We start from the raw sequence: 23079 nt of genomic DNA on the forward strand, positions 1-23079 counted from the left end.
ATCGCGATGAGAGAAGCAGCCGAGCATGGGCTCGGCTCTACAGCAACACATTATCGCGACTTGCTGGCGCGCAGCGCCTGGATCTTCGGCGGCGGCTGGAACGAATCGCTGCGTGCATCGGCCCAGAATGCATGGAACACCGCATGATCCGGCACCTTGTGCAGCAGCTCCCCCGGTTCCAGGTAGCGGTACAGCGACGCCAGCGAGCGGATCTCGACAGGCGAAACACGACGCAGGATGTGCTCCGGCCCCAGTTCGGCCGGATCGTTCAGGCCGGCCGCACACAACAGCTCCTTCAGGGCGTGCAGCGTGTGCTCGTGGTAGCTGTACACGCGGGTGGCCTTGTCCGGTGCATCCAGGTGCTTCCAGCGCGCCGGGTCCTGGGTGGCGATGCCGGTCGGGCACTTGTCGGTGTGGCAGCTCAGCGACTGGATGCAGCCCAGCGCGAACATGAAGCCACGGCCGGCATTGCACCAGTCGGCACCCAGCGCGATGGTGCGCGCGATGTCGAAGGCGCTGGTGATCTTGCCCGCCGCGCCGATGCGGATCCGCTCGCGAAGGTCCAGGCCGACCAGCGTGTTGTGCACCAGCAGCAGTGCTTCGTGCATCGGCACGCCGACATGGTCGACGAACTCCGCCGGTGCTGCGCCAGTACCGCCTTCGGCACCGTCGACCACGATGAAGTCCGGCAGCAGGCCGGTTTCCTGCATCGCCTTGGCAATGCCGAACCACTCCCACGGGTGGCCGATGGCCAGCTTGAAACCGACCGGCTTGCCGCCGGACAGTTCGCGCAGACGGGCGACGAACTGCAGCAGTTCGACCGGCGTCGAGAACGCCGAGTGACGCGACGGCGATACGCAGTCCACGCCCATCGGCACGCCACGGGTGACCGAGATCTCGGCGGTCACCTTTGGCGCCGGCAGCACGCCGCCATGACCGGGCTTGGCGCCCTGCGACAGCTTGATCTCGATCATCCTGACCTGATCATGGGTGGCGTTGGCGACGAAGCGCTCTTCACTGAAACCGCCCTTTTCGTCACGGCAACCGAAGTAGCCCGAGCCGATCTCCCACACCAGATCGCCGCCCATCTCGCGGTGGTAGGGCGAAATCGAACCTTCACCGGTGTCGTGGTAGAAGCCACCGCGCCGCGCGCCTTCGTTCAGTGCGCGGATCGCGTTGGCCGACAGCGAGCCGAAGCTCATCGCCGAAATATTGAACACGCTCGCCGAATACGGCTTTGCACAATTGGCGCCGATCAGCACGCGGAAATCGTGCTTGGCGATGGCGGTCGGCGCCAGCGAGTGGTTGATCCACTCGTAATCCACCGCGTAGGTGCTGCGCAGGGTGCCGAACGGCACCGTGTCCATCTCGTTCTTGGCCCGCTGGTAGATCAGTGCACGCTGCTGGCGCGAGAACGGCACGTCCTCCAGGTCGCTCTGCACGAAGTACTGGCGGATTTCCGGACCGATCGATTCCAGGCCGTAGCGGAAGTGCGCCATCACCGGATAGTTGCGGCGCAGCGTGCTGCGCTTCTGCAGCAGGTCCCAGGTCCCCAGTGCCACCATCGCGGCGGTCAGGCCGACGCCCCAGTACCAGGCCGGCCAGATCGTGGCCAACCACAGGCAGATGGGGAACATCAGGATGGCGAGCAGGTAGACGATATACCGGTGCATGGCGTTCCTTGGTTGCAACTGCCTGCGAGTCTACCGTGCTGCCCGCCGCCCGGGTTTACAGGCGATCGTCAACCACGTTGCGTGGCCAGGCCGATTTGACGTCGTAGACCAGGCCGCCCGGCGCCAGCAGCGACCGGATACCCGCCTCGTCCATCGCCTTGAAGCGGGCATGGGCAACCGCCAGCACCACCGCGTCATAGGCCCCTGCCACGGGTTCGGCCAGCCACTGCACGCCCTCATCGCCCAATGCCGCCGGGCCGACCCAGGGATCACTGACCTCGACCTGAGCGCCGGCATCACGCAGGCGCTGCGCCAGCTCCAGCGCGCGGCTGTTGCGCAGGTCCGGGCAATCCTCCTTGAAGGTCACACCGAGCACCAGGATGCGCGACTGCACTGGTTCGCGGCCGCGTTCGGCCAGCATCGCCAGCACCCGCGACGCCACATGCTCACCGACGCGGTTGTTGACCTGCCGCGCGGTGTGGATCAGGTCCGGGTGGTAGCCCACGCTCTCGGACTTGTGCAGCAGGTAATACGGGTCCACGCCGATGCAATGGCCGCCGACCAGGCCCGGCCGGAATGGCAGGAAGTTCCACTTGCTGCCGGCGGCATCGAGCACATCCTGGGTATCGATGCCCAGCCTGTCGAAGATCAGCGCCAACTCATTGACCAGCGCGATGTTCACATCGCGCTGGATGTTCTCGACCACCTTGGCCGCCTCGGCCACGCGCATCGATGGCGCGGGGAACGTGCCGGCGGCAATGATGCGCTGGTACAGGCCATCGATCACCGCAGCCACTTCCGCTGTCGACCCCGAGGTGATCTTGCGGATGTCGGCCAGGCGCCGCTGGCGGTCACCGGGACTGACCCGCTCCGGGCTGTAGCCGCAGTAGAAGTCTTCGTTGAAGCGCAGGCCCGAGCCTTCTTCCAGCAGCGGCACGCAGACTTCTTCAGTGGTGCCGGGGTACACCGTGGATTCGTAGATCACCAGGTCACCCGCGCGCAGATGGCTGGCGATCAGCCGCGTCGCCGAACGCAACGGCTCCAGATCGGGCTGCTCATAGGCATCGATCGGCGTCGGCACGGTGACGATGTAGACGTTGCATGCATCAAGCAAGGCCGGATCGCTGCCGTACTGCAGCTGCCGAGCACTGGCCAGCTCGTCGGCCTCCACCTCCAGCGTATGGTCCTGGCCATCGCGCAGCTCGGCGATGCGATCGGCATCGATGTCGAAGCCCAGCGTCGGCCAGTGCCGACCGAAGGCCACCGCCAACGGCAGGCCGACGTAGCCCAGGCCGATCACCGCAAAACGCGGGGTCTCCGCTGCCGCAAGGGACGCGCTCACTGGCATGTCCCGCGCAACGGCATGCATGCCGCCATGGATTCGGCCGACCTGCTCATTCGCTGCACCACTCCGTGTAATTCCACGCCAGAAAGGCGACAGCGTAACGGCCCGGGCGCCTGCCCGCCAAGATGGGATCAGGAGCCCAGTGCGACCGCGGCCGGTTCCAGTTCGCCATCGGCGCCGGTCCAGGCCTGCCGCAGGCGCTCGAAGCCACCGCTGCCAAGCAGGAAGCCCGGCCACGCCGATTCAACGATCTGTGCCAGCAGCTCCGCATCAATGCGCCGGGTTCCCATCGACCAGCGCGGAAACGCCCGCTGCGCCACCGGCGCGCGGCACAGCACCTTCAGCTGGCCATGGCTGCGCGCATTGACGATGCGCTGGTACACCGAATCGATACCGTCCTCCGGGCCTTCCAGGTACTGCAGGAAACGGCTGCCATCGAACATCAGCACACCGGTGACACCGGCTACACGGTTGAATGCCGTGGCATCGGCCAGCAGGCGGTCAAGATCGGTTGTCTGCAGATCGGCGCGGGCCTCACTGGCATAGGCAATCGCGTGCAGCGACATCGTGCGGCTCCCCCCCCTGGGAACGATGGTTGGGACTATGACATGAATGGGAGCGACAGTTAAACACGCTGCCGCTCCACGGCAATCCGGCTGCGATTCTGCAGCTGGGCTACAATCGGCGCCGCGCTGCAGGCCCGGATGGCGAAACTGGTAGACGCATCGGACTTAAAATCCGCCGGGGGCAACCCCATGCCGGTTCGATTCCGGCTCCGGGCACCAACCGCGCTGCGCGAGTACACCTTAGATTGCACGCGAGTAACGCGGCTGTTCATGCGCCGCGCGCAGGTAGGGGTCGAAACACATCGCCAGCAGCCGCAGCAGCGGCCGACCCGGCTCGCTGGCGCGCACTACACCGTCGCGGTATTCGGCCAGGCCGTCTTCCTGCAACCGCTGCACCGAACGCAGGTCCTCGGCGAAGTACTGCTCGAAATCGACGCCATGGCGCTGGCCCAGCACGGCACCGTCCACCTCGCCCTGGCACATCAGCTGCTGGATGAGTTCAGCGCGCAGCTGGTCGTCGGCGCTCAGTGCCACGCCGCGCCAGACCGGCAGCTGGCCCCGGTCCACCGCGTCCTCCCACGACGGCAGGTCACGCGGATTCTGGCTGTAGGTGGCACCGATATGACTGATCGCACTCACGCCCAGGCCGAGCAGGTCGGTATCGGCGTGGGTGGTATAGCCCATGAAGTTGCGATGCAGCTGGCCGGCACGCTGCGCGCGCGACAGGTCCTCTTCCGGCAGCGCGAAGTGATCCATGCCGATGTACTGGTAACCCGCAGCAGAAAGCTTCTCCACCGCCAGGCCCAGCAGCGCCAGCTTGTCTTCCGGTGAAGGCAACCGGCGCTCGTCGATCTGCTTCTGCGCGCGGAACAGGTGTGGCAGGTGTGCGTAGCCATACACCGCCAGGCGATCCGGTCGCAATGCCAGCACTCGTTCCAGGGTGCGGCCGAATCCCTGCAGGCTCTGTCCAGGCAGCCCATAGATCAGGTCGACGTTGACAGAGCGCATGCCGCTGTCGCGGCAGGCATGCAGGATGTCCAGCGTCTGCTGCACGCCCTGTATGCGGTTGATCGATTCCTGCACATGCGGATCGAAATCCTGCACGCCCAGGCTGGCCCGGTTGAAGCCCAGCCGCGCCAGCATGGCGACATCGCGGGTATCGATGAAGCGCGGATCGAGTTCGATCGAGAAATCGCGCTGCGGCGAATCGCTGAAATCGAAGCGCCGGCGCAGCCCCTCCACCAGCGTGGTCATCGCCTCGGCCTCGAGGAAGTTCGGCGTACCACCGCCCAGATGCAGCTGGATGACCTCACGGCCGTCCTCGAACTGCGGCGCCAGCAGGTCGGCCTCGGCCAGCACGCGCGCGACGTAGCTGTGGCCCCGACCGCGGTCGCGGGTGATCACCCGGTTGCAGCCGCAGTAGAAGCAGGGGCTGGAGCAGAACGGCACATGCACGTACAGCGACAGCGCGCGCGCCAGCTGGTTGCTGTCGGCGATCGCCTGGCGCAGCGCCGGCGCGTCGAAGCCATCGTGGAAGTGCGGCGCGGTCGGATACGAGGTGTAGCGCGGCCCCGGCCGGTCATGCCGGCGCAGCAGGTCGGGGTCGAAGGTCCAGGCCAGGCCACCGGCGGCGGGAGAGAACGTGTCCATGCCGCCAGCATCGCGCCGGACGGCCATGACCGCCTTGACCCAGATCAATCGCGGGTGGGGATTCCCAGCACCGGCAGACCCACCTGCGGCCAGCGCAGCATCTGGTAGCGCTTCCAGAAGGTGTCACCGATGCGCGCGGCGACGTCGTTGGCCAGCTCCTGCATCGGCGGGTTGCCGCACTCGGCGGTGGTGATCCGGAACAGCACCAGCCAGCGATCGAACAAGTCCTTGTCCAGCTCGATGGCCATGTGCTTGGACATCGGCGAGCCCTTGAAGCGGCGCGTGCCGCGCAGCATCGCCGACCAGAAATCGACCAGCTGCGCCAGATGTTCCGGCCAGTCGTGGACATGCGCCTGGAACACCGGCCCCAACCGCTCTTCCTCGCGCACGCGCGCATAGAAGTCGTGGACCAGGCGGGTCACTTCCTGCTCGGTGCACAGCCCGGGCGAGGCGACGGGCAGGACAGGTGGCGGTATTGCGTTCATCGGGGTACCCAAAGCGTGCCGGCAGTGTGCCGCAGCCGGCCGGCACCGCCGTTGATCCAGATCAATGTCGGCGCAGTCCGCTGCACCTAGGCTGCCACGATTGCAGGAAGCATGCCCTGCGGATGCTGCGCCGGCCTCGGCGGAGTATACGCGCCGCCCTCATTCCGATCCGGGACAGCATGAACAGACCCTCTCCCAGCCGCCGCCAGCAGCTGATCCAGCACTGGGGCGCCATCCTCTGGCCCAGCTTCATCGCTGCCGGCCTGGCCAGCGTGGTGTTCTTCGCCTTCGTCGACCCGCTGCGGTTGCAGGCGATCAGCTTCCCGGGCAAGGCGATCAGCCGTGAACTGGGCTATACGACAGGATTCTTCATGTTCTGGTCGGTGACCGCACTTTCCAGCGCAGTCACCTGGTACCTGCAGCGGCCCCTGCCGAGCGATGACGACGACGAGCTGCCGCTGGGATGAGTACGCCCTGTACCGGAACCGGAACCCCACGCCCCTGGCGTTGGCGCGGCGCGCTCAGCGCGCTCTTGCTGATTCTGTTCTATGCCCTGCCATGGCTGCGCTGGAATGGACACCAGGCCCTGCTGCTGGACATCAACGCACGGCGCTTCGACCTGTTCGGCTGGACGTTGTGGCCCGGCGATGTCGGCGTGCTGATCGGGTTGCTGGCGGTGCTGGCGGTGGGCCTTGCGCTGCTCACCCACCTCGCCGGCCGCATCTGGTGCGGTCATGCCTGCCCGCAGACGCTGTGGCGTCGTGCCTTCGACTGGATCGCGCACGGCATGGCCAAGGTCTTGCCAGTGCCAGCCGTGCGCCCGGCCACCCAGGTCGCCTGGGGGTTGCTGTCGCTGTGGACTGGCATCACCTTCGTCGGCCTGTTCAGCCCGATCGCCGGACTGCTGGCCGCCGCTCCGCATGCCGGCTGGAGCGGCTGGGAAACATTCTGGGTGCTGTTCTATGCCGCCGCCACCTGGGGCAATGCCGGCTTCCTGCGCGAGCAGGTGTGCCGTTCGCTGTGCCCGTTCGCGCGCATGCAACCACTGCTGATCGATCCACATACACCACGCATGCTGTACGACGCGCGCCGCGGCGAACCGCGCGGCATGCGCCCTCCGGGCATGGGGGGCGTGCTCGGACGCGGCCGCGGCCTGCTCGACCCGACCACCGCACAGGACTACGTGTTCCGCGCCGCACATCCGCTGCTGGCCGGACCGATGCCCACCTTCAGTGCCGATCGCCTGGGCGACTGCACCGACTGCGCCGCGTGTGTCAGCGCCTGCCCGATGCAGCTGGACATCCGCCAGGGACCGCAGGCCGATTGCCTGGCCTGCGGCGCCTGCCTGGACGCCTGCTCGCGGCAGCAGCACCAGGCCGGTTTCGGCCCGGGGCTGGTGCGCTACTGCAGTCCGCAGGCCATGGCCGGGCAACCGCGGCAATGGTGGCGACCGCGGACCCTGGCACTGCTGTCAATGCTGCTGGCGCTGTTGGCCTGTGGCGCCTGGCGCCTGCTTTGAATCAACGGGTCAACGCGGCCCATTGGCGTGCGGCGGCACCAGCTGCGCACGTCGGACGATGCCGAGCTGTTCGATGATCAGCGCCATTTCATTGGTGACTTCGGTACGCTCGGTCCCCTGCGGGACCAGGCGGTCCAGCACCTGCTGGTAGGTATCCCAGAACGCCGGACCGCATCCGTGTTTGTGATAACTGGCTTCCAGTTCGCGGCGTACCCGTTCAGCCAAGCCATGCATGCCGTATTCCATACGACCTCCGTTGGACTTGTTCTGCATCATTGACGGTCTACCGACTCACTTGCGAGCTACTGAAAGACTCCCGGGCTTCACGCCCGGTTGATGCCAATTAGTCATAGATTTCACGACAGGTCAATTACATGCAGCGACTTTCGTGATCGAAATTATTAATCGTTCACGAAACCACATACGGGATGACAGGCTTCCCGGATGGGCCGGAGCCGACAACCTACCCGATTCCTCCAGCCTCTGCCCTGGTAGGCCTCATCGATAGCCCGACCCTGTTCCATCAAAGTTTCCTATGTTGCTAAGCATACTTAGCAAATGGCACTTAGAGTGCTATATGCGACAAAAGGCGGCGCAGTTGAGGCTTATTCGCCCTGCGTGGCTTCAGTTGCCGGGAACAGGTTGGGATAGCGCTGATGCAGGATGTATTGGCGTAACGCAGGAATCGGGAAATCCTTGGGCCATTGCGACACTGCAGATCGGCTTATGCCAAAGAAGCGCGCCAGTTCGGCATCGGTGCGGAAACCCAGCCGGGTGCGCACCTGCCCCTTGCTCCAGAATTCGGTCACGGTCGGTCCTTCTGTTAACCAGACTTATTCTTGGAACAAGGGATCTTTGCGATCCACGCGTTAAGCTGGCTTGCATAGATGAATACTCTCGGCCAACGACTCGCCATTGCCATGAAGAAAGCCGGGCACCCTCGCCCGGCCGATCTGGCCCGCGCCGCCGATTCGACGACGGCAACCATCAGCAACTGGCTCAACGACCACGTCAGCCCCGCCCATGTGAAGGCCGAACAACTGTTCCGCATCGCCGATGCGGCCAAGCTGGACGCGCGTGAACTGCTGTATGGCGTGAGCGGGCTTGGCGTCGGTGAGCGGGGCAATACCTATATCCCCAGCCAGGCCCACCTGGATGTCTGGCAGGACGCCTACGAACTGGTCAGCCACCTGGTGGAAGAGAAGGGCCTGGAGATCGACCACCGCCGCCACGCGGCCCTGGACCTGCTGGCCTTCGAACTGCTGATGGACGGCTTCAGCCGCAGCAAGGTCATCCGGGTGCTGACGACCTCGATGACGTGAATGCACTACCGCTGGTAGCATGGTCGCCGATGGGGATGGGGCTCCCCCGATAACCGCCTGAAAGGGCTGATGGCTCCTGCCAGGACGAACCGGCGTTCGTCGATGGCAGGCCGTGCCTGCCCTCGGCGTTCGCCATCGAATCAGCGAACCCGTACCCGAGGCACGTGATGCACGCATTGAACAACTACTTGCTGGTCTTCATCGGCGGCGGGCTCGGCGCCTGCCTTCGCCATGCCTGCAACCTGATCGGTACGCGGGTGGCAGTCGGCAGCCCGTGGCCATGGTCGACCTTCCTGATCAACATCAGCGGCGCGCTGCTGATGGGCGTGCTGGTCGAAGCCTTCGCCCTGCGCAATGGCGCCTCGCCGCAACTGCGCCTGCTGCTGGCCACCGGCGTTCTCGGCGGCTACACCACGTTCTCCACCTATGCGCTGGAAATCGGCGTGCTGCTGCAGCGCGGCCAGCACGGCCTGGCAGCGTTGTACGCCGGCGGTTCGGTGGCACTGGGCCTGGTCGGCCTGTTCGGTGGCATGAAACTGGCCCGGCTGGTACTGGGCTGAGACTCAGGCCGCGCCGGCGCGGGCCTGCCCGCGCCACTCGCGCGGCGACTGCCCGGTGTGCGCCTTGAATGCGCGCGACAGCGCGGCTTCGCTGCCGTACCCCACATCGTCGGCAATCCGCTTGAGCGGTCTGCCCTGGCGCAGTGCCTGCTGCGCCAGGCCCACCCGCCAGCCCTGCAGGTATTGACCGGGCGTGGTGCCCATCGCCTCACGGAAACTGGCAGCAAACACGCTGCGTGACATGCCGGCGACCTCGGCCAGGTCTTCCAGGGTCCAGGACTGTGCGGGCGCCTCATGCATCGCCACCAGCGCCAGCCGCAGCCGCGGATGACCCAGCCCGGCAAACAGGCCACCACGCATTTCGCCCCCTTCCATCAGCTGGCGCAGCACCTGGATCATCACCACCTCGAACAGCCGGTTGACCATCGCCGCACGCCCGCAGCGCTGCTCGAAGGCTTCCTCGAACAGCAGTTCCAGCGCTGCGTTGCCGCCGTACAGATCGGCCAGCGGCAGGCAGATGAAATCGGGCAATGCGGCGCTGATCGGGTTGAGCCGTCCACCCTCGAAATGCAGGTTGGCGCAGGCCATGTCGGCGCCGTGCTGCGGATCGGTACTGAACCGATGCGGCATCGGCCGCGGGTACAGCAGCAGGCTCGGCACCTCGACCAGCACGGTCTGCTGGCCGTGGCTGACCTGCAGCGGGCCACGTCGCACCAGGTGCAACTGCCCGGCTTCATCCTCGCCCTCCAGCGTGTTGATGCCGCACAGCGCGCCGGCATGGAACACCGAGGCGGTGACCGAAAAACGTTCCAGCAGAATGGCGAGACGGTCGACCATGACGGGACTCCGGGTCAAGCGAGACTAACGCAATGTGACAGATCGTATCGGAATCGGCGGTTGAGGGGGCGGCACTGGCTGAGTGATCCGTCTCGAATTCATGCAGCTGCGCCAGCATGACGACGGCCGCCTGGTGCTGCGCTACGCCGGGCCTGCCTCGGTATAGCGCATCACCACGAAGCGCTCTTCCGCGGCCGGTGCAACGAAGTGGCGGGTGATACGTTCGAACTCCTCGTCGCTGGCCTGGAACGGATGTTCGCCGAGAGCATTGCGCGCGCGCAGCCGCGCCTTGCAGACCTCATCGGCAATGTCGAGGAAATGCAGTTGATGTGCAGCGCCAACCGGCGAGAACACTTCACGTGCCCACGCGCGGCTGGCTGGCGTATTGAATGGAAAATCGAGCACCACCGAAACACCGGCCTGCAGCAATGTGCGCAGATGATCGGCCAGCACATTGCGCAACGTGGCTGCACGCTGCAGATAGTCGGCAATGGAATGGATTTCGCCCGGATACAGCGCCGCCAGCCACGTGTCTTCGCTGATCAATACGTGGCGCGGCTTCAACGCCAGCTGCTGCGACAGGGTGGATTTGCCGGCACCGATCTTGCCGCACACCAGGTGCAGCGTCGGCGCAGCGTCGTTCGATGAAAGGTCGTGCATCTGCATTCTCCTTGGTGGATTCATTACCCGGGAGAGCGCTGCATGCAACCCGCCTCCCCGGGCAGGTTGCTTGGCCGTGATGACCGCACGCTACCCCGCCTTCCCGTGGGGAATGCGGATAATCGACGCGATGCTGTACAGAGCCATGCCGCCAGCGTAGAGCGCAGCACCGCCGACCGGCAATGCGCTGCGGCACTGCAGCGCGCGCAAGGTTGTGCAGGGATCTATGCTCGGCGCCATTCCCGCATGGAATGACCCCGATGCGAACCTTGCTTCGATGCGCACTTGCCCTCTGCCTGCTGCCCTGGATGACATCGCTGGCTGCACCGCCGCCAGCAGCGCGTACGCTCAGCGGCGAGCGGCAGGGCGCACCGTGGCGGCTGGATGTGCCTGCCGACTGGAACGGCGACCTGGTAATGCTGGCCCATGGCTATGAACCGGTCGGCGTGCCGCGCACCGCCCCCATGGCGGCCAATGACAGCACCGCACCACTGCTGGCAGCAGGTTACGCCGTCGCGCAGAGCGCCTATGCCAGCCAGGGCTGGGCGGTGGCCGATGCGATCACCGACATGGAACGCCTGCGCCAGCAGGCAGTGGGTGAACTCAAGCATGTCCGCCACACCTGGATGCTGGGATTCTCGATGGGCGGTGCCGTGACCATCGGAAGCCTCGAACGCTTCCCGCAGCACTACACCGGCGGTGTATCGCTGTGCGGCGCCAATCTCAGTGGCGAACAGATCGCGACCGATCTGCTGACCACGCTGGTCGCGTTCGATTACTTCTTCCGCAAGGCCGATGGGCTGCCGGCCGCCGGCCTGGTATCGCGCGAAGCCGCCGCGCTGCCACAGGGCGAGTTGTACCAGGGCATCGCCAATGCCCTGCAACGTGATCCGTCGCACGCCGCAGTGCTGGCGCGGCAGCTGCAGGTGTCCCCTGATGCACTGGCCGGCGCCATCAGCCTGCACGCACTGGTGCTGCACGAACTGGCCACGCGCAGCGGCGGCATGCCGGTCGGCAACCTGGGGGTGGTGTACAGCGGATTCGGTGACGACGCCGCATTCAATGCCGGCGTTCAGCGCATCGATCCCGTGCCTGCGGCACAGGCGCATGTCCGCGACACGCTGGCAATGACCGGCGCACTGAAGCGACCGCTGGTGATCCAGTTCAACCACAACGACCCGACCATCGTGCCGCACATGCAGACGGTGTATCCGCAATTGGCCGTACGGGCTGGCGCACGCCCGCTGCCACGCGTGTTGCCGCCGGTGGGCGAAGGACACTGTGGTTTTTCTGGGGCACAGGTGGTCGACGCCTTGAAAGCAGTGCAACGCTGAGTCCATCGCGTGCCCAACGCATCACCACCGTGCCGGAAGGGGCTGCTCGGGTGGCGTGTCTTGTTCAGCCGCCAAGGCCTCGGCCTGACCAGCATGGTGCTGCACGATGCACGCCGCCCGATCGGCATGCAGGGCCAGGCGCTGACCGTGCGAGCGCAACCATGACGGGCCCAGTCAGCCGCCCAGCGTGCCCATCGTGAAGGTGTAGCCCGAGCTCATCAGGAATTCGCGCATGCGCATTTCCGCGCGCCGCGGTGAGGCCAGGCTGGCCGGCGCATACAGCGCATACACCAGGCCCGATCCCTCGATATGCTCGCGGCGGACCTCGCAGCGGGCGGTTTCCGAGGCAATCACCCATCCGTCCTTCAGCCGCTCCGGCCCGATGGATTGCCCGTTCTTCAAGCGAAAGGTCAGCCAACGCACATCTGCCATGACTTTGCTCATTTCCGTTTCGCTCCGTGGCTGAAGCGACGCGTGATGTCCTTGCTCGCCATTGCGGCTCCCTGAGACGTGGAACCTGACCATAGCGCCTTTCCATGTCGTGGCCGGCTGAGACTGGCGGCCGCGGCATGCGAGCTGCCGCACGGGTTCCCTCGCGGCGTCGGAAATGGCGACGGCAGGGAGCGTCCTGCAGGCGCAATTCACAGGCAGGGAACCCGACTCACCCAGCGCGGTCGCTGCCCTGGTTCAAGGCGTGCAGCGCATCGGCCAGCGCCTGGATTTCGGCACGCAGGGCCAGCCGCTGCAACCACCGCCCGGGGATTCCGCGCGCACCATGGAATGCGCCCGCCAGCTGCCCCGCGATGGCGGCCGTGGTGTCGGCGTCCTCGCCAAGATTGGCCGCCTCGAGTACGACGGCTTCAAAGGTGTCGTGGCGATCAAAGCACCAGAGTGCAGCTTCGACACTGTCGACAACATAGCCATTGCCACGGATCTGCTCACGCACGGCACCGCGGTAGCCGCCCGCCGCGATCTGCTGCAGCCGCGCGCTCTCGACGGGGACATTGCTGAGATCCAGCACCGCGTCACGGGTGCCACCTGCCAACGCCCGCTCCAGCGCGACCGCCAGCAAGCGGCACGCCTCCAGGCACTCCTGCGCAGCGTGCGTCGTTCGCGAACTCAGCTCGGCCATTGCCTGCAGGTCGGGGGTCCCGGCGTAGCGCAATGCCACCGGCGCCAAACGCATGATCGAGCCATTGCCAGCGCTGCGTGGGTCGTCACTACCCGCCAGCGGATGGCCATCCTGCAGGAACCGGTCGATCGCAGCCCGCGTTGCCATACCGATATCGAAGCACTCGCCGGTCGCACTCCAGTACCCATGCCGGTACCAGTTGGCGTAGCGGTTCATCTGATCGTGCACATCGAAGGTGTCACAACGCACCAGGCTCTCGGCTAGGCACATCGCCATGGAGGTATCGTCGGTCCATTGCCCCGGCTGCAGCTGGAACGGCCCACCACCCACCATGTCGGTGATCGGGGTGAAGCTGCCACGAGGCTTGAACTCCAGCGTGGTACCGACGGCATCGCCGCACGCGAGGCCGAGCAAGGCGCCGCGGAAGTGATCAATCTGGTTCATCAGACCAGTGTAGCGCCACCGGATCCGCCATGACTGGCCGCCAGGCCGCGCAACGATCGCGCAAGCGGGAACGCAATCGTAGCCAACAAAAAAGCCCTGACCGGAGTCAGGGCTTTTCAATTGGAGGCCTCAAGCGGAATCGAACCGCTGTAAACGGATTTGCAATCCGGTGCATAGCCACTCTGCCATGAGGCCAACGTACTGCGCGCCAGGAACGGAACCCTGACAAGACAAAACCCCATGATGGGGCCTGTCGGAACATGGAGCGGGAAACGAGACTCGAACTCGCGACCTCAACCTTGGCAAGGTTGCGCTCTACCAACTGAGCTATTCCCGCGTAAGCCGACATGCTACCGGAAATCCGGAAAACACACCAGCGATTTCACCTTTCTGACTGCGCGCAAAGCCTTGCGGCTCAACGTGCCCCGCCTTGCCGTGGCGGGAGAAAAACAAGGCCCCTACCGGGGCCCTGTAGAATCTGGAGCGGGAAACGAGACTCGAACTCGCGACCTCAACCTTGGCAAGGTTGCGCTCTACCAACTGAGCTATTCCCGCAGATTCCGTTCGACCTGCGTCGAAGGAGCGCTATTGTGTCCAAATTCCTTCACGCCGTCAACAGTCTTCACATCATGCGGTCACGGGCGTCCGCACTGGGGTACGCTGCCCCGCCCAGCCCCATGCGCCCATGTTCCTTCGCGGCAAACCCTTGTTGATCGCCCTGCTGCTGCATCTGCTGGTGGCGCTGCTGTACTGGGCACTGATTCCGCTGGGAATGAACTGGTATCGCGACCATTTCGGCTTCACCGCCCATCGCGACATCGGCCTGGGCATCGCCCAGTTCCATCTGTTCTGGATGTTCATTGGCGCCCAACTGCTGATCGCAGTGTTGCGGCCATTGTTCGCCAAGCTGCTGGTGCTGGCGGCGCCGCTGGCGTTCGCCAGCTGGACGCTGATGCACGACCATCCGCTGCGCCTGGTGTACTTCACCGTTGGACCTGGCCTGCTGGCACTGGCCGCAATCGCCGCAAGCCTGCGCTATTCGTCGCGGGCAACCTCCCGCTACACCACGGACACCACCGATGCCTAGACGTTACATCCGCCTGTTCTGGCTGCTGGTCGCGCTGACCTGGCTGGCGCTGATCGCCGCACTGGTCAATGCCGGCTTCACTCCGGACTACTGGCTGCTGCACCACCTGGAAGGCGCCGAACTGCCCTACCCGACCAGCACCGTCATCGTCTTCGCGTTGCTGGGCACGGTCGAACTGGTGGTAGCCGCCTTGATCGTGCGGCCGTGGAGACTGAAACGCCTGTGGCTGCGCCTGCTGATCGCCTTCGCCCTTCTGCTGCTGTGGTCGGTGCCGTGGATGCTGTCGGCGATGCATCAGCCGCCGGTACAAGGCATGCATCTGCTGTGGCTGCTGCTGTTGGACGTGGGCCTGCTGCTGGCGCTGTGCATGGTGTCGGCGGTGAGCGCGTGGCGGGCGTTCAGGCGTCGAGGGCGCGCGGATGCGCCCCCGTTGCAGCACTAGGCCTACTTCCGGAACTCCACCCGCACATGCTGGCCGAAGCGCGCCTTGGCCTCGCCATCGAACTCCAGCACGCACTCCACCACCTTGGCCACGCCACGCCCCGCGTCTTCAGGCAGGCGAGCCTGCGCGAACACCGGGCTGATGCGTACCACGCGTGCGGGCGGCAGCGTGCTGGCGTTCTCGGCACCATCGCTGTCTGGCACCACGGTGGCCCTCATGCCCACCTGCACGGCATCGGCGTAGGCCGCGCTGAGTTCGGCACGTACCTGCAGCGGGCGCGCCGGCAGCAGTGATATCGCCGGCTTGCCGGCCTGCACGAAGGCGCCGAGGCCCGGCACCTGGCCGACCACGGTGCCGGCTTCCGGCGCGCTCAGCGACATCTGCTGCAGTTTCAGCCTGGCGTGTTCCAGCTTGTGCTGGGCCATGTCGACCTGCGCACCGGCCAGGTCGACATCGGCGCGTACGCCAGCCAGCTGCTGCTTGGCCGCATCGGCCTGCTGGTTGGACGACACGCCTTCGCTCGCACCCGTGGACAGGCGGGTGGCATTGCGCTCCAGTTCGCGCAGCTGCGCCTGGCTGCCCTTCAGGCGGTCATTGGCCAGTGCGAGATCAGCGGTGGCCATCGCCACTTCCTGCTGCAGCAGCGCACCGTCCAGCGACAGCAGAAGCTGCCCCTTCTTCACCGTGGCGCCCTCCTTCACCAGCGCGGCGGTGATCGAACCATCCACCGGCGGCGCCAGCGCGATCAGGCCACCCTCGACATCGATGATGCCGCGCGCCACCGCAACCTTGCCGGCGGTGGCAGTGCTGGCTTTACCTGCAGGTGCCTGGGCGGGCGCGTCCCTGAAACAGGCGCAAAGCAGCAGTGCCGCGGACAGTACCAGGCTGAGGGGAAGCAGGTGCGACGTCTTGGTCATGGGGCGGACTCTACGGTTTCGTTCTGGCGGCGGTCATCACGGACCATGCCGTCTTCCATGGCGATCACCCGATCGGCATGCCGGATCAGGCGCGGATCGTGGCTCACGCACAGCACGGTGGCGCCATGCGCACGTGCGTAGCGGTGCAGGATGTCGATCACGCGCTGGCCGTTCTCGGCGTCCAGCGCGCTGGTGGGTTCGTCGGCGAAGATCAGCGTCGGCGACTTGGCGAAGGCACGGGCCACCGCCACGCGCTGCTTCTCGCCGCCGGACAGCTGCGCCGGGCGCATGTGGCTGCGGTGGCTGAGGCCCACTTCTTCCAGCGCCTTGCGCGCCAGCGGCTCGCTTTCGCGATTGCGCATGCCGCGGTAGCCCAGCGGCAGCTGCACCTGCTCCAGCGCAGTCAGTGCCGGGAACAGGTTGAAGCCCTGGAACACGAAGCCGACATGGTGCAGGCGGAAGCGCTCCACCTCGCCGCGGGTCATGTGGCCCACGTCCTGGCCCAGCGCGTGCACGCGACCGCCATCCGGCGCGGACAGGCCGGACAGCAGCGACAGCAGCGTGCTCTTGCCGCACCCCGAAGGGCCCGAGACCAGGGTCAACTCGCCCGGATAGATGTCCAGCGACAGGCCGCGCAGCACCGGCACCTGCATATCGCCGGACATGAAGCCTTTTTCCAGTGCGTCGGCCTGCAACGTGGGGGCGACGGCATGTTTGGAGGTCATCGGCCGGTCCTCAACGCAGCAGCAACGATGGATCGGAGCGGACCACGCTGCGTACCGCCATGATGCTCGACAGCATGGCCATCACCGCGACCAGCGCCACGCAGCCGATGATGACCATCGGCGTCAGCTGCACCGGCACGCGCTGGGACTGTGCGATCAACAGCACGACGGTACTGAACGCCGCCGCCAGCAACATGCCCACGCCACCGATCAGCAATGCCTGCTCGAATACCACCCGTGCCAGCGCGTAGCGACCTGCGCCGAGCGCGTTGAGCGTGGCGTACTCGCGCACCGAACCAGCCACCACCGAGGCGAACGACTGGTTGGTGATCACCGCGCCGACGAAACAGACGATGACGGCCATGAACAGCACCGCGATGCCGGCGCCGGTGTCGAACAACCAGTACTGCTGCGAACGGCTGGCGAACGCCGGCGCGGTCCAGAACTCGACCGGCGTGGCTTGGCCCATCGACGCAGCGAGGCGGTCGCGCACGCGGTCGGCCAGGTCCGGCGAGCGCAGGCCCGCCACGAAATAGGTACTACCCTCGTGCGGATCGGTACCGGCGATGGCACGCGCGGTATCCAGCGAGGCCAGCACGTTGACGCCACCGAGGCCACGCAGGCCGGGTTGCGCGGCGACCACGCGCACCGCCTTGCCATTGATCCATGCACGGTTGCTCTGCAGGTCCACGCCCAGCGTATCCAGGTCGGCGCTGTCGACGATCACCGCCCCCGGCTCGCGCAGCTGCGCGCGCAGGTCGGCAGGCAGGATGCGCGCGAACATCATTGCGTCATCGCCGGTGGAGATGCCGGACAGGTACACCGACACGTTGCCGGTACCCTGCGCGCCCGAGCGCCATTCGCCATCGACCCACTCGTAGGATTCGACGCGGGTGACATCCGGGTCCATGCGCAGGTGGCTTTCGACGTCGGCGCTGATCGCATGGCCGTAGTTGACGCTCTGGGTGCCGGGGAAGCCGGCCCAGATGTCGGCCGAGGACGCTTTCACGTAGATCGCAGCGGTACCGAAGATGCCCAGCACCAGTGCCGCCTGCACGATCAACAGCACACCGGCGAAGCACATCGCCAGCACCACCGGCAGGAACCGGCGCCACTCATAGGCCAGGGTCTTGCGGGCCAGCGCGATCATTGCGATTCGCCCTCACCCTCGACAGGCAACGGAGCACCACCGAGGGCGCGGTAGAGCGACGCAAAGGCCAGCACGCGCGCACCCTGTGCACCGATCAGGTCGGCCTGCGCGGCGAGTGCCGCACGCTGCCCGTCAAGCCCGTCGAATTCGCTGGACAGCCCCAGCTGCACCTGCCGCGCCTGCCGCTTGACCTGTTGCCCGGCGGCATCATCGGCCGCGCGCAGCGACTGGATGCTGCTGTCCTGGCGCGCCAGGCTGCCGAGCGCGCCTTCCACTTCGCTCACGCCTTCCAGCACCGCCTTGCGGTAACCCAGCAAGGCGGCATCCAGCTGCTTTTCATCGGCATGGAAGCGTGCGCGGCGCTGGCCCCAGTCCCACAGCGGAATATCGATGTACGGGCCGATCGACGGGCTCGAATCGGAATTGGAGCGGGCGTTCTGGGTGAGGTTGTAGGCGTACAGGATGGAGCCACCGAGGCTGACACGCGGATACATCGCGGCGCGTGCCGAACCCTTGCTGGCAGCAGCCTGCATCACCTCCGATTCGGCCAGCAGGATCTGCGGCCGATGGCGCAGCAGATCGGCCGGGACCTGCTGCAGCGAGAAGGCACCCAGCGTCGGCGGCGTGCGATAGGCACGCCAGGCCAGGTCCGGGCCATCGCGTCCCAGCAGCAAAGCCAACGCACGGGCAGCGTTGTCCGCGTTTTCCCGTGCCTGCGCCGTGGCCGCGCGGGTGGCGGCCTGGCGTGCACGCAGGCGATCAAGTTCGCCGGGCTCATCAAGGCGCAGGCGCTGGCGTACCAGGGCCAACTGTTCGCCGCGATCGTCCACCGCCTGCTGGCGGGCCAACAGGTCCTGCTGGGCCTGCGCCACGGTCAGATCCAGATAGCTGCGCACCACGTCGGCGATCACCGCGACCTGCGCGGCACCACGCAGCGCCTCGGCGTTGCCGGCCGACGCCTGCGCGCTCAACTGCGCGCTCTCGGCGGCGCCGAACAGGCCCAGGTCCCAGATCGCTTCGATACCCGCGTGGAAGTAGGTGTCGACCGCAGCGGCATCCTGCACCTGCTTGGCGCTGGCCGTGATTTCCGGCAGGAAGCGCGAATCGGACGTGCCGGCGACAATCCGCACGGCCTGCAGGCGCAGCGTGGCCTGCTGCAGGTCGAGGTTGCCGGCGATGGCCTGATCGACCAGTCCATCCAGCGCTGGGTCGGACAACACTTTCCACCACTGTTTGGCGTCCACCGCCACGCCCTGGCCCTGCGGCACCTGGGTCCAGGTGCTGGGCGTGCGATCAGGCAGATCCGGAACCGGCACCGACATGCAGCCCGCCAATGCGAGACTTGCGAGCAGCGCGCCGGGTCGCAGCACTGCCTGCAGGGAGAGTCCGCGCCCCGTCCTGGGCACTGCCACTGAAGTGATACGCCTGACCACCAGCCCGCCAACGTGTAGAAGGAGCATGAAGGCTACCGTGCGATTGTGGAGCGAACATGGAGAAATGGTCCGAAAAAGGTCACAGCACGCGTGCGGTTCAGGCAACGCCGGCGCAGGCCTTTCGCCAGCCTTTCAGTGCCTGCAGCAGGTGGAACACTGGTGCGGATTCCAGGTCATTGCGTCTGTTGCAGCCCCTCGTGCCAGGTGCTTCCGATCGTCCCCACGATCGCTGCGCCCCCGTCATGCCGATTGCGACACCAATGTCGGAATCGCCCCCCAGCTGCAGACTTACCACGCCCACCATGAAAATGTCGTGGCCCGCCTGTAGCGACCCGCCTGGCCAACGTCATGACAAACGAAAAACGCCCCCTTGCGGGAGCGTTTTTCTTGAATCTGGAGCGGGAAACGAGACTCGAACTCGCGACCTCAACCTTGGCAAGGTTGCGCTCTACCAACTGAGCTATTCCCGCAGATTCCGTTCGACCTGCGTCGAAGGAGCGCTATTGTGTCGATATTGCTGCACGGCGTCAACAGGAATTTTCACCGGCATTGCGGGAGGCGTTCAGGCCCTCAGGACCGACACCTCAGGTTCGCAGGCCACGGCGGTGGAAGTAGACCTGCTCGGCGATGCGCCGCGTGGCCCCCGTGTGCAGCAGTGCGTTGAGCGGCCAGTCGGCCTGCAGATGGTCCATCGCCCAGCGCAGCAGGCGCTTGCCATGGAATGCCGGCGCCACCTGCCCCGCCACCCGTTCCGCTTCCGGCCCTTGCCCACGCAGATGGCGGGAAATCGCCTCGCCGACCGCCCAGCCGTGCCGCCACGAGGAGTGGATGCCGCCGGCGGACAGCGGCGAGACGATGCCTGCCGCGTCGCCGGTCAGGATCACGCGTTGGCCGGTGAAGGGCCCATCCGGCCGGCCGCACGGGACCAAGCCGGCGCGGGTGGCCGAGGGACGCGCCGAAGGCGGAATGCCGACCACATTGCGCACGTGGTCGAGGAAGCCATCGATATCCGGCGGCCGTACCTGTTGCGGGTCATGACGCAGCGCCAATCCCACCTGCAGCCCGGTCGGATTCTGCGCGACCCAGCCGATGTAGCCCGGTGCGTAGCGCTTGCTGACGAAGCAATGCAGTGCATCGCCCTGCGACACCTGGAGGCCGGCGAACTCACGCTCGACGCCGTAGAGGTTGTCACGCACCTGGCCAAGCCCGGTGCGTTGTGCCACGCGTGAGCGTGCGCCGTCAGCGCCAACCAGATAGGCGCAGCGCCCTGCCCCTTCCACCTGCCAGCCGTCACCACTGCGATGGGCGTCGGTGAAGGACTGTTGCAGGCGAAGGTCGACGCCATTCGCGCGCAGCTCACGGGCCAGCCAGCGCATCAGGTTCGGCGTATCGGTGGTGAGGAAGTAATAGCCCGGTGCGGCCAGCAACACGCTGCGCAGGTTCGGCGCATACAGGCGCACGTTTGCGACCCGGTCCACCAGATGTTCGGGCATGCGCCCCAACCAGGTCTCCTCCATCGCTTCTTTCACCACGATACCGGTGGTGTGCAGGCGCTCGCCGGGGTCGACCTTGCGTTCCAGCACGCAGACGCGCAGACCGTACTGCGCGGCGGCCAAGGCGCAGGCGGCACCAGCGAAACTGGCGCCGACGATGACCACATCGTGGTCGTAGGCGGAGGGAGTGTGAGGCATTGCTGCATCGTCCTGGAGGAACGGAGATGCAGCTTCGAACGGTAGCGTGGCGGGGTGATGGGGTGGCGGTGAAGTGGGGATGAAGCGTAGAACACGCAAACGAGAAACGCCCCCTTGCGGGAGCGTTCTTCTTGAATCTGGAGCGGGAAACGAGACTCGAATCCACGGTCCCAACCTTGGCAAGGTAGCGGTTGAAGCAGCTGACTGCGTAATGTATGAGTGGCACCGTCACCCAAACCAGCGGCCAGCTCCGGCAGGAATACCAAGCCACTGCTTCCATTTCGGAAAAATTGCATGGACCGCGCCACATCAAAGCCTGATGGTGCATGCCCCTTCCTCGCGCATTCAACGATGGCGATTCCAGTCGATCAAATCGTGTTTCTGCTGGCCACCGACTGTTTCAGGGAGGTCCTCCTTTCAACATTTCCGAGAAGCGATGCTGAAGCTGCGCGGCTTGCAGCACAGCGGACAGTGAGCCAGCTGGTCGATGGAGGAGATAACTACTACCTGTGCGCCAGCTTCAGCGAAGCAAGGATAGGAAGCACTCATGATGCATTCTTCGACGATCTTCGCTCGCTTGGCGCCTCCGCCCGATTACAGAACCACGTTGCACTTGTGATTCAAGCACTACCAACTCCCGGAGCAGCAACGATCCGCGCGTGCGATACGATCACGTCCATCGCCAGCTACCTCTTCTGGCTGGAAAGCAAGGCTCTATGCAATCCGATTACAGCGGAGCTCGTTGATGCGATCGCCGTGATAGAACCGCTTGGCCTGCAACGCGAGCCGCCCTGCGTGGATTGGCATGCAGCCTGGACCCATTCGCAGTCCGAGCAGGATCGTTACATTGCTTCGTTGATGGATGGAATTGACGATGCGCCCGTGTACGTGTTTAACGACGTGCAGGCATTCACTGTTCGATTCGATTTTCTCTCACTGTGGAGAGCGCGACTTGGCGAAGCCTGCTTTGGACTGATCAGCAAGTTCATCGCGACCGAGGCGCACTTGAGGCTGGACGATCGCGATGCTGACGCCGCTGGTCACATCGATCAGATCCTTGCGGCGATCTAGAACGTTGAAAGGACAGATTCAAACCAGAACGAAAAACGCTCCTTTCCGGGAGCGTTCTTCTTGAATCTGGAGCGGGAAACGAGACTCGAACTCGCGACCTCAACCTTGGCAAGGTTGCGCTCTACCAACTGAGCTATTCCCGCTTGGGAGGCGAAATTTTACCTATTCCAAGCATGGCGTCAAGCGCTTTTTTTCAGGGTCTGCGAGGCGTCTTGCACCGCCCATCCACGCATGGCGTGGATCTACTACGGCGTCTCCGCAAACTGATGGATACGCCCCCTCCGTGGATGCGGCATTTCCAGGGTAGATCCACGCCATGCGTGGATGGCAGCAACCGTGGGGTCAGAGCCCTTTCCTTCGGAAAGGGATCCGACCCCGGGGCTCAGACCCCGGGCTCAGTTGCCCAGCTTCTTCTGCCGCGCACGCTCGCGAGCCGCACGCTCATCGTCGCGCAGGCTCGGCCACGCGGCGTGCAGGTACTGCAGGCCCGACCACAGGGTCAGCACCGCGGCAATGGCCAGAGTCCAGTCGCCGATATGGAACACCGGCCAGCCCATCCAGATGTCTTCCACCGGCACGTTCGGGGCCACCGAGTACAGCAGGCACAGCAGCGCGACCATCTGCGCGGTGGTCTTGACCTTGCCGATCATCGCCACGCGCACCTTCGCGCGCTGGCCCAGCTCGGCCATCCATTCGCGCAGCGCCGACACCGCGATCTCGCGGCCGACGATGACCGCCGCCCAGAACGCCATCCACGGCGTCGGATGACCCTGCACGATCAGGAACAGCGCCACCGCCACCATCAGCTTGTCCGCGACCGGGTCGAGGAAGGCGCCAAAGGCCGACTCCAGCTGGTAACGGCGTGCGATCCAGCCATCGAGCCAGTCGGTGATCGCGGCCAGGCCGAAGATCGCCGCCGAAGCGAAGTTGGTCCAGGTGTAGGGCAGGTAGAACACCAGCACCAGCACCGGGATCATCACGATCCGCAACAGCGTCAGCCAGGTGGGCAGGGTCAACTTCATGCTTGCGTGCTTCT

Annotated in this window: 25 protein-coding genes, 6 tRNA genes and 1 riboswitch; of the genes, 9 read left to right on the plus strand and 22 right to left on the minus strand. The window is 65.6% G+C overall.

What is annotated here, in order from left to right; translation table 11 throughout:
* Nucleotides 1–50 precede the first annotated feature (50 nt).
* The 3 genes from E5790_RS01875 to E5790_RS01885 all read right to left on the minus strand — a co-directional run bounded on the left by E5790_RS01875 (nt 51) and on the right by E5790_RS01885 (nt 3584).
* Nucleotides 51–1673 carry an FMN-binding glutamate synthase family protein gene (locus E5790_RS01875; RefSeq protein WP_049442295.1) on the minus strand — a complete coding sequence of 541 codons (1623 nt, stop codon included), beginning with the start codon at nt 1671–1673 and terminating at the stop codon, nt 51–53.
* A 55-nt stretch (nt 1674–1728) separates the two neighbouring features.
* Nucleotides 1729–3015: a nucleotide sugar dehydrogenase gene (locus E5790_RS01880; protein WP_111205973.1), complete on the minus strand. Its 1287-nt coding sequence runs from the start codon at nt 3013–3015 to the stop codon at nt 1729–1731.
* A 134-nt stretch (nt 3016–3149) separates the two neighbouring features.
* Nucleotides 3150–3584 carry a BLUF domain-containing protein gene (locus E5790_RS01885; RefSeq protein ID WP_014646679.1) on the minus strand — a complete coding sequence of 145 codons (435 nt, stop codon included), beginning with the start codon at nt 3582–3584 and terminating at the stop codon, nt 3150–3152.
* A gap of 132 nt (nt 3585–3716) precedes the next feature.
* Between E5790_RS01885 and E5790_RS01890 the strand changes: the two genes are divergently transcribed.
* A tRNA-Leu gene (locus E5790_RS01890) sits at nt 3717–3803 on the plus strand.
* A 21-nt stretch (nt 3804–3824) separates the two neighbouring features.
* On the opposite strand, the gene hemN is transcribed toward E5790_RS01890, so the two are convergent.
* Together hemN and E5790_RS01900 are read right to left on the minus strand one after the other, a co-directional pair.
* Entirely contained in the window at nt 3825–5234 is a 1410-nt protein-coding gene (gene hemN / locus E5790_RS01895) for an oxygen-independent coproporphyrinogen III oxidase (RefSeq protein ID WP_111205972.1), read from the minus strand.
* A gap of 44 nt (nt 5235–5278) precedes the next feature.
* Complete coding sequence (locus tag E5790_RS01900; protein WP_041863293.1) at nt 5279–5719, minus strand: group III truncated hemoglobin; 441 nt, start codon at nt 5717–5719, stop codon at nt 5279–5281.
* A 179-nt stretch (nt 5720–5898) separates the two neighbouring features.
* On the opposite strand from E5790_RS01900, the gene E5790_RS01905 reads away from it, so the two are divergent.
* Nucleotides 5899–6186 (plus strand): hypothetical protein, encoded by a 288-nt coding sequence (locus tag E5790_RS01905; protein WP_111205968.1) that lies wholly within the window; start codon nt 5899–5901, stop codon nt 6184–6186.
* Nucleotides 6183–7238, plus strand: a complete 1056-nt coding sequence (locus E5790_RS01910) for a 4Fe-4S dicluster domain-containing protein (protein ID WP_111205967.1) — start codon at nt 6183–6185, stop codon at nt 7236–7238. The genes E5790_RS01905 and E5790_RS01910 overlap by 4 nt, the downstream gene beginning before the upstream one ends.
* A gap of 9 nt (nt 7239–7247) precedes the next feature.
* On the opposite strand, the gene E5790_RS01915 is transcribed toward E5790_RS01910, so the two are convergent.
* Complete coding sequence (locus tag E5790_RS01915; RefSeq protein WP_005416001.1) at nt 7248–7484, minus strand: hypothetical protein; 237 nt, start codon at nt 7482–7484, stop codon at nt 7248–7250.
* 359 nt (nt 7485–7843) lie between these two features.
* Nucleotides 7844–8047, minus strand: coding sequence for a hypothetical protein (locus tag E5790_RS01920; protein ID WP_014646673.1), 204 nt, complete (start codon nt 8045–8047; stop codon nt 7844–7846).
* Nucleotides 8048–8158: 111 nt separating this feature from the next.
* Between E5790_RS01920 and E5790_RS01925 the strand changes: the two genes are divergently transcribed.
* Both E5790_RS01925 and crcB read left to right on the plus strand, forming a co-directional pair.
* On the plus strand, nt 8159–8560 hold the full coding sequence (locus tag E5790_RS01925) for a helix-turn-helix transcriptional regulator (protein WP_005415999.1): 402 nt from the start codon (nt 8159–8161) through the stop codon (nt 8558–8560).
* A 22-nt stretch (nt 8561–8582) separates the two neighbouring features.
* A riboswitch (Fluoride riboswitch) is annotated at nt 8583–8646 on the plus strand.
* 81 nt (nt 8647–8727) lie between these two features.
* Nucleotides 8728–9120, plus strand: coding sequence for a fluoride efflux transporter CrcB (gene crcB / locus E5790_RS01930; protein ID WP_014646672.1), 393 nt, complete (start codon nt 8728–8730; stop codon nt 9118–9120).
* A 3-nt stretch (nt 9121–9123) separates the two neighbouring features.
* Here the strand turns inward: crcB and E5790_RS01935 are convergent, their stop codons facing one another.
* Nucleotides 9124–9957, minus strand: coding sequence for an AraC family transcriptional regulator (locus E5790_RS01935; RefSeq protein ID WP_111205966.1), 834 nt, complete (start codon nt 9955–9957; stop codon nt 9124–9126).
* A gap of 141 nt (nt 9958–10098) precedes the next feature.
* Complete coding sequence (locus tag E5790_RS01940; RefSeq protein ID WP_111205971.1) at nt 10099–10617, minus strand: ATP-binding protein; 519 nt, start codon at nt 10615–10617, stop codon at nt 10099–10101.
* Between the two features lie 260 nt (nt 10618–10877).
* On the opposite strand from E5790_RS01940, the gene E5790_RS01950 reads away from it, so the two are divergent.
* Nucleotides 10878–11951 carry a hypothetical protein gene (locus tag E5790_RS01950; RefSeq protein WP_111205964.1) on the plus strand — a complete coding sequence of 358 codons (1074 nt, stop codon included), beginning with the start codon at nt 10878–10880 and terminating at the stop codon, nt 11949–11951.
* 174 nt (nt 11952–12125) lie between these two features.
* On the opposite strand, the gene E5790_RS01960 is transcribed toward E5790_RS01950, so the two are convergent.
* The 5 genes from E5790_RS01960 to E5790_RS01980 form a co-directional block, all read right to left on the minus strand.
* Nucleotides 12126–12395: a hypothetical protein gene (locus E5790_RS01960; RefSeq protein WP_032959304.1), complete on the minus strand. Its 270-nt coding sequence runs from the start codon at nt 12393–12395 to the stop codon at nt 12126–12128.
* Between the two features lie 217 nt (nt 12396–12612).
* Complete coding sequence (locus E5790_RS01965) at nt 12613–13527, minus strand: ADP-ribosylglycohydrolase family protein (RefSeq protein ID WP_111205963.1); 915 nt, start codon at nt 13525–13527, stop codon at nt 12613–12615.
* Nucleotides 13528–13648: 121 nt separating this feature from the next.
* Nucleotides 13649–13722 (minus strand) — tRNA-Cys (locus E5790_RS01970).
* Between the two features lie 66 nt (nt 13723–13788).
* Nucleotides 13789–13864: transfer RNA gene (locus tag E5790_RS01975), tRNA-Gly, on the minus strand.
* Between the two features lie 142 nt (nt 13865–14006).
* Nucleotides 14007–14082, minus strand: a tRNA-Gly gene (locus E5790_RS01980).
* A gap of 130 nt (nt 14083–14212) precedes the next feature.
* Here E5790_RS01980 and E5790_RS01985 point away from each other — a divergent pair.
* Together E5790_RS01985 and E5790_RS01990 are read left to right on the plus strand one after the other, a co-directional pair.
* Nucleotides 14213–14614 (plus strand): hypothetical protein, encoded by a 402-nt coding sequence (locus E5790_RS01985; protein WP_046429875.1) that lies wholly within the window; start codon nt 14213–14215, stop codon nt 14612–14614.
* Entirely contained in the window at nt 14607–15056 is a 450-nt protein-coding gene (locus E5790_RS01990) for a hypothetical protein (RefSeq protein ID WP_014646638.1), read from the plus strand. Before E5790_RS01985 ends, E5790_RS01990 begins: the two co-directional genes overlap by 8 nt.
* 2 nt (nt 15057–15058) lie before the next feature.
* Here the strand turns inward: E5790_RS01990 and E5790_RS01995 are convergent, their stop codons facing one another.
* The 6 genes from E5790_RS01995 to E5790_RS02020 form a co-directional block, all read right to left on the minus strand.
* Nucleotides 15059–15973 (minus strand): HlyD family efflux transporter periplasmic adaptor subunit, encoded by a 915-nt coding sequence (locus E5790_RS01995; protein WP_111205962.1) that lies wholly within the window; start codon nt 15971–15973, stop codon nt 15059–15061.
* Nucleotides 15970–16698: an ABC transporter ATP-binding protein gene (locus E5790_RS02000; RefSeq protein ID WP_049404602.1), complete on the minus strand. Its 729-nt coding sequence runs from the start codon at nt 16696–16698 to the stop codon at nt 15970–15972. The genes E5790_RS01995 and E5790_RS02000 overlap by 4 nt, the downstream gene beginning before the upstream one ends.
* Nucleotides 16699–16708: 10 nt before the next feature.
* Nucleotides 16709–17848, minus strand: coding sequence for an ABC transporter permease (locus E5790_RS02005; protein ID WP_111205961.1), 1140 nt, complete (start codon nt 17846–17848; stop codon nt 16709–16711).
* Nucleotides 17845–19308, minus strand: coding sequence for an efflux transporter outer membrane subunit (locus E5790_RS02010; protein ID WP_049442258.1), 1464 nt, complete (start codon nt 19306–19308; stop codon nt 17845–17847). The genes E5790_RS02005 and E5790_RS02010 overlap by 4 nt, the downstream gene beginning before the upstream one ends.
* A 367-nt stretch (nt 19309–19675) precedes the next feature.
* A tRNA-Gly gene (locus E5790_RS02015) sits at nt 19676–19751 on the minus strand.
* Nucleotides 19752–19865: 114 nt separating this feature from the next.
* Nucleotides 19866–20972, minus strand: a complete 1107-nt coding sequence (locus tag E5790_RS02020; RefSeq protein ID WP_136191671.1) for an NAD(P)/FAD-dependent oxidoreductase — start codon at nt 20970–20972, stop codon at nt 19866–19868.
* A 294-nt stretch (nt 20973–21266) separates the two neighbouring features.
* On the opposite strand from E5790_RS02020, the gene E5790_RS02025 reads away from it, so the two are divergent.
* The gene (locus E5790_RS02025; protein ID WP_136191672.1) at nt 21267–22043 is read left to right on the plus strand and encodes a hypothetical protein; all 777 of its coding nucleotides are present in this window, start codon (nt 21267–21269) and stop codon (nt 22041–22043) included.
* 67 nt (nt 22044–22110) lie between these two features.
* On the opposite strand, the gene E5790_RS02030 is transcribed toward E5790_RS02025, so the two are convergent.
* Together E5790_RS02030 and pgsA are read right to left on the minus strand one after the other, a co-directional pair.
* Nucleotides 22111–22186: transfer RNA gene (locus tag E5790_RS02030), tRNA-Gly, on the minus strand.
* 252 nt (nt 22187–22438) lie between these two features.
* Complete coding sequence (gene pgsA / locus E5790_RS02035; RefSeq protein WP_012510614.1) at nt 22439–23065, minus strand: CDP-diacylglycerol--glycerol-3-phosphate 3-phosphatidyltransferase; 627 nt, start codon at nt 23063–23065, stop codon at nt 22439–22441.
* Between the last annotated feature and the right edge of the window lie 14 nt (nt 23066–23079).

It is taken from the genome of Stenotrophomonas sp. PAMC25021, assembly GCF_004795795.1.
In the GTDB taxonomy this organism is placed as follows: domain Bacteria; phylum Pseudomonadota; class Gammaproteobacteria; order Xanthomonadales; family Xanthomonadaceae; genus Stenotrophomonas; species Stenotrophomonas muris.

What these genes read in the sequence shown, in the direction of transcription:
- E5790_RS01875 (WP_049442295.1), bottom strand. Translation starts at nt 1,673, where the DNA reads ATGCACCGGTATATCGTCTACCTGCTCGCCATCCTGATGTTCCCCATC.
- E5790_RS01885 (WP_014646679.1), bottom strand. Translation starts at nt 3,584, where the DNA reads ATGTCGCTGCACGCGATTGCCTATGCCAGTGAGGCCCGCGCCGATCTG.
- hemN (WP_111205972.1), bottom strand. Translation starts at nt 5,234, where the DNA reads ATGGACACGTTCTCTCCCGCCGCCGGTGGCCTGGCCTGGACCTTCGAC.
- E5790_RS01900 (WP_041863293.1), bottom strand. Translation starts at nt 5,719, where the DNA reads ATGAACGCAATACCGCCACCTGTCCTGCCCGTCGCCTCGCCCGGGCTG.
- E5790_RS01905 (WP_111205968.1), top strand. Translation starts at nt 5,899, where the DNA reads ATGAACAGACCCTCTCCCAGCCGCCGCCAGCAGCTGATCCAGCACTGG.
- E5790_RS01910 (WP_111205967.1), top strand. Translation starts at nt 6,183, where the DNA reads ATGAGTACGCCCTGTACCGGAACCGGAACCCCACGCCCCTGGCGTTGG.
- E5790_RS01915 (WP_005416001.1), bottom strand. Translation starts at nt 7,484, where the DNA reads ATGGAATACGGCATGCATGGCTTGGCTGAACGGGTACGCCGCGAACTG.
- E5790_RS01925 (WP_005415999.1), top strand. Translation starts at nt 8,159, where the DNA reads ATGAAGAAAGCCGGGCACCCTCGCCCGGCCGATCTGGCCCGCGCCGCC.
- crcB (WP_014646672.1), top strand. Translation starts at nt 8,728, where the DNA reads ATGCACGCATTGAACAACTACTTGCTGGTCTTCATCGGCGGCGGGCTC.
- E5790_RS01935 (WP_111205966.1), bottom strand. Translation starts at nt 9,957, where the DNA reads ATGGTCGACCGTCTCGCCATTCTGCTGGAACGTTTTTCGGTCACCGCC.
- E5790_RS01940 (WP_111205971.1), bottom strand. Translation starts at nt 10,617, where the DNA reads ATGCACGACCTTTCATCGAACGACGCTGCGCCGACGCTGCACCTGGTG.
- E5790_RS01950 (WP_111205964.1), top strand. Translation starts at nt 10,878, where the DNA reads ATGCGAACCTTGCTTCGATGCGCACTTGCCCTCTGCCTGCTGCCCTGG.
- E5790_RS01960 (WP_032959304.1), bottom strand. Translation starts at nt 12,395, where the DNA reads ATGAGCAAAGTCATGGCAGATGTGCGTTGGCTGACCTTTCGCTTGAAG.
- E5790_RS01965 (WP_111205963.1), bottom strand. Translation starts at nt 13,527, where the DNA reads ATGAACCAGATTGATCACTTCCGCGGCGCCTTGCTCGGCCTCGCGTGC.
- E5790_RS01985 (WP_046429875.1), top strand. Translation starts at nt 14,213, where the DNA reads ATGTTCCTTCGCGGCAAACCCTTGTTGATCGCCCTGCTGCTGCATCTG.
- E5790_RS01990 (WP_014646638.1), top strand. Translation starts at nt 14,607, where the DNA reads ATGCCTAGACGTTACATCCGCCTGTTCTGGCTGCTGGTCGCGCTGACC.
- E5790_RS01995 (WP_111205962.1), bottom strand. Translation starts at nt 15,973, where the DNA reads ATGACCAAGACGTCGCACCTGCTTCCCCTCAGCCTGGTACTGTCCGCG.
- E5790_RS02000 (WP_049404602.1), bottom strand. Translation starts at nt 16,698, where the DNA reads ATGACCTCCAAACATGCCGTCGCCCCCACGTTGCAGGCCGACGCACTG.
- E5790_RS02005 (WP_111205961.1), bottom strand. Translation starts at nt 17,848, where the DNA reads ATGATCGCGCTGGCCCGCAAGACCCTGGCCTATGAGTGGCGCCGGTTC.
- E5790_RS02010 (WP_049442258.1), bottom strand. Translation starts at nt 19,308, where the DNA reads ATGCTCCTTCTACACGTTGGCGGGCTGGTGGTCAGGCGTATCACTTCA.
- E5790_RS02020 (WP_136191671.1), bottom strand. Translation starts at nt 20,972, where the DNA reads ATGCCTCACACTCCCTCCGCCTACGACCACGATGTGGTCATCGTCGGC.
- E5790_RS02025 (WP_136191672.1), top strand. Translation starts at nt 21,267, where the DNA reads ATGGACCGCGCCACATCAAAGCCTGATGGTGCATGCCCCTTCCTCGCG.
- pgsA (WP_012510614.1), bottom strand. Translation starts at nt 23,065, where the DNA reads ATGAAGTTGACCCTGCCCACCTGGCTGACGCTGTTGCGGATCGTGATG.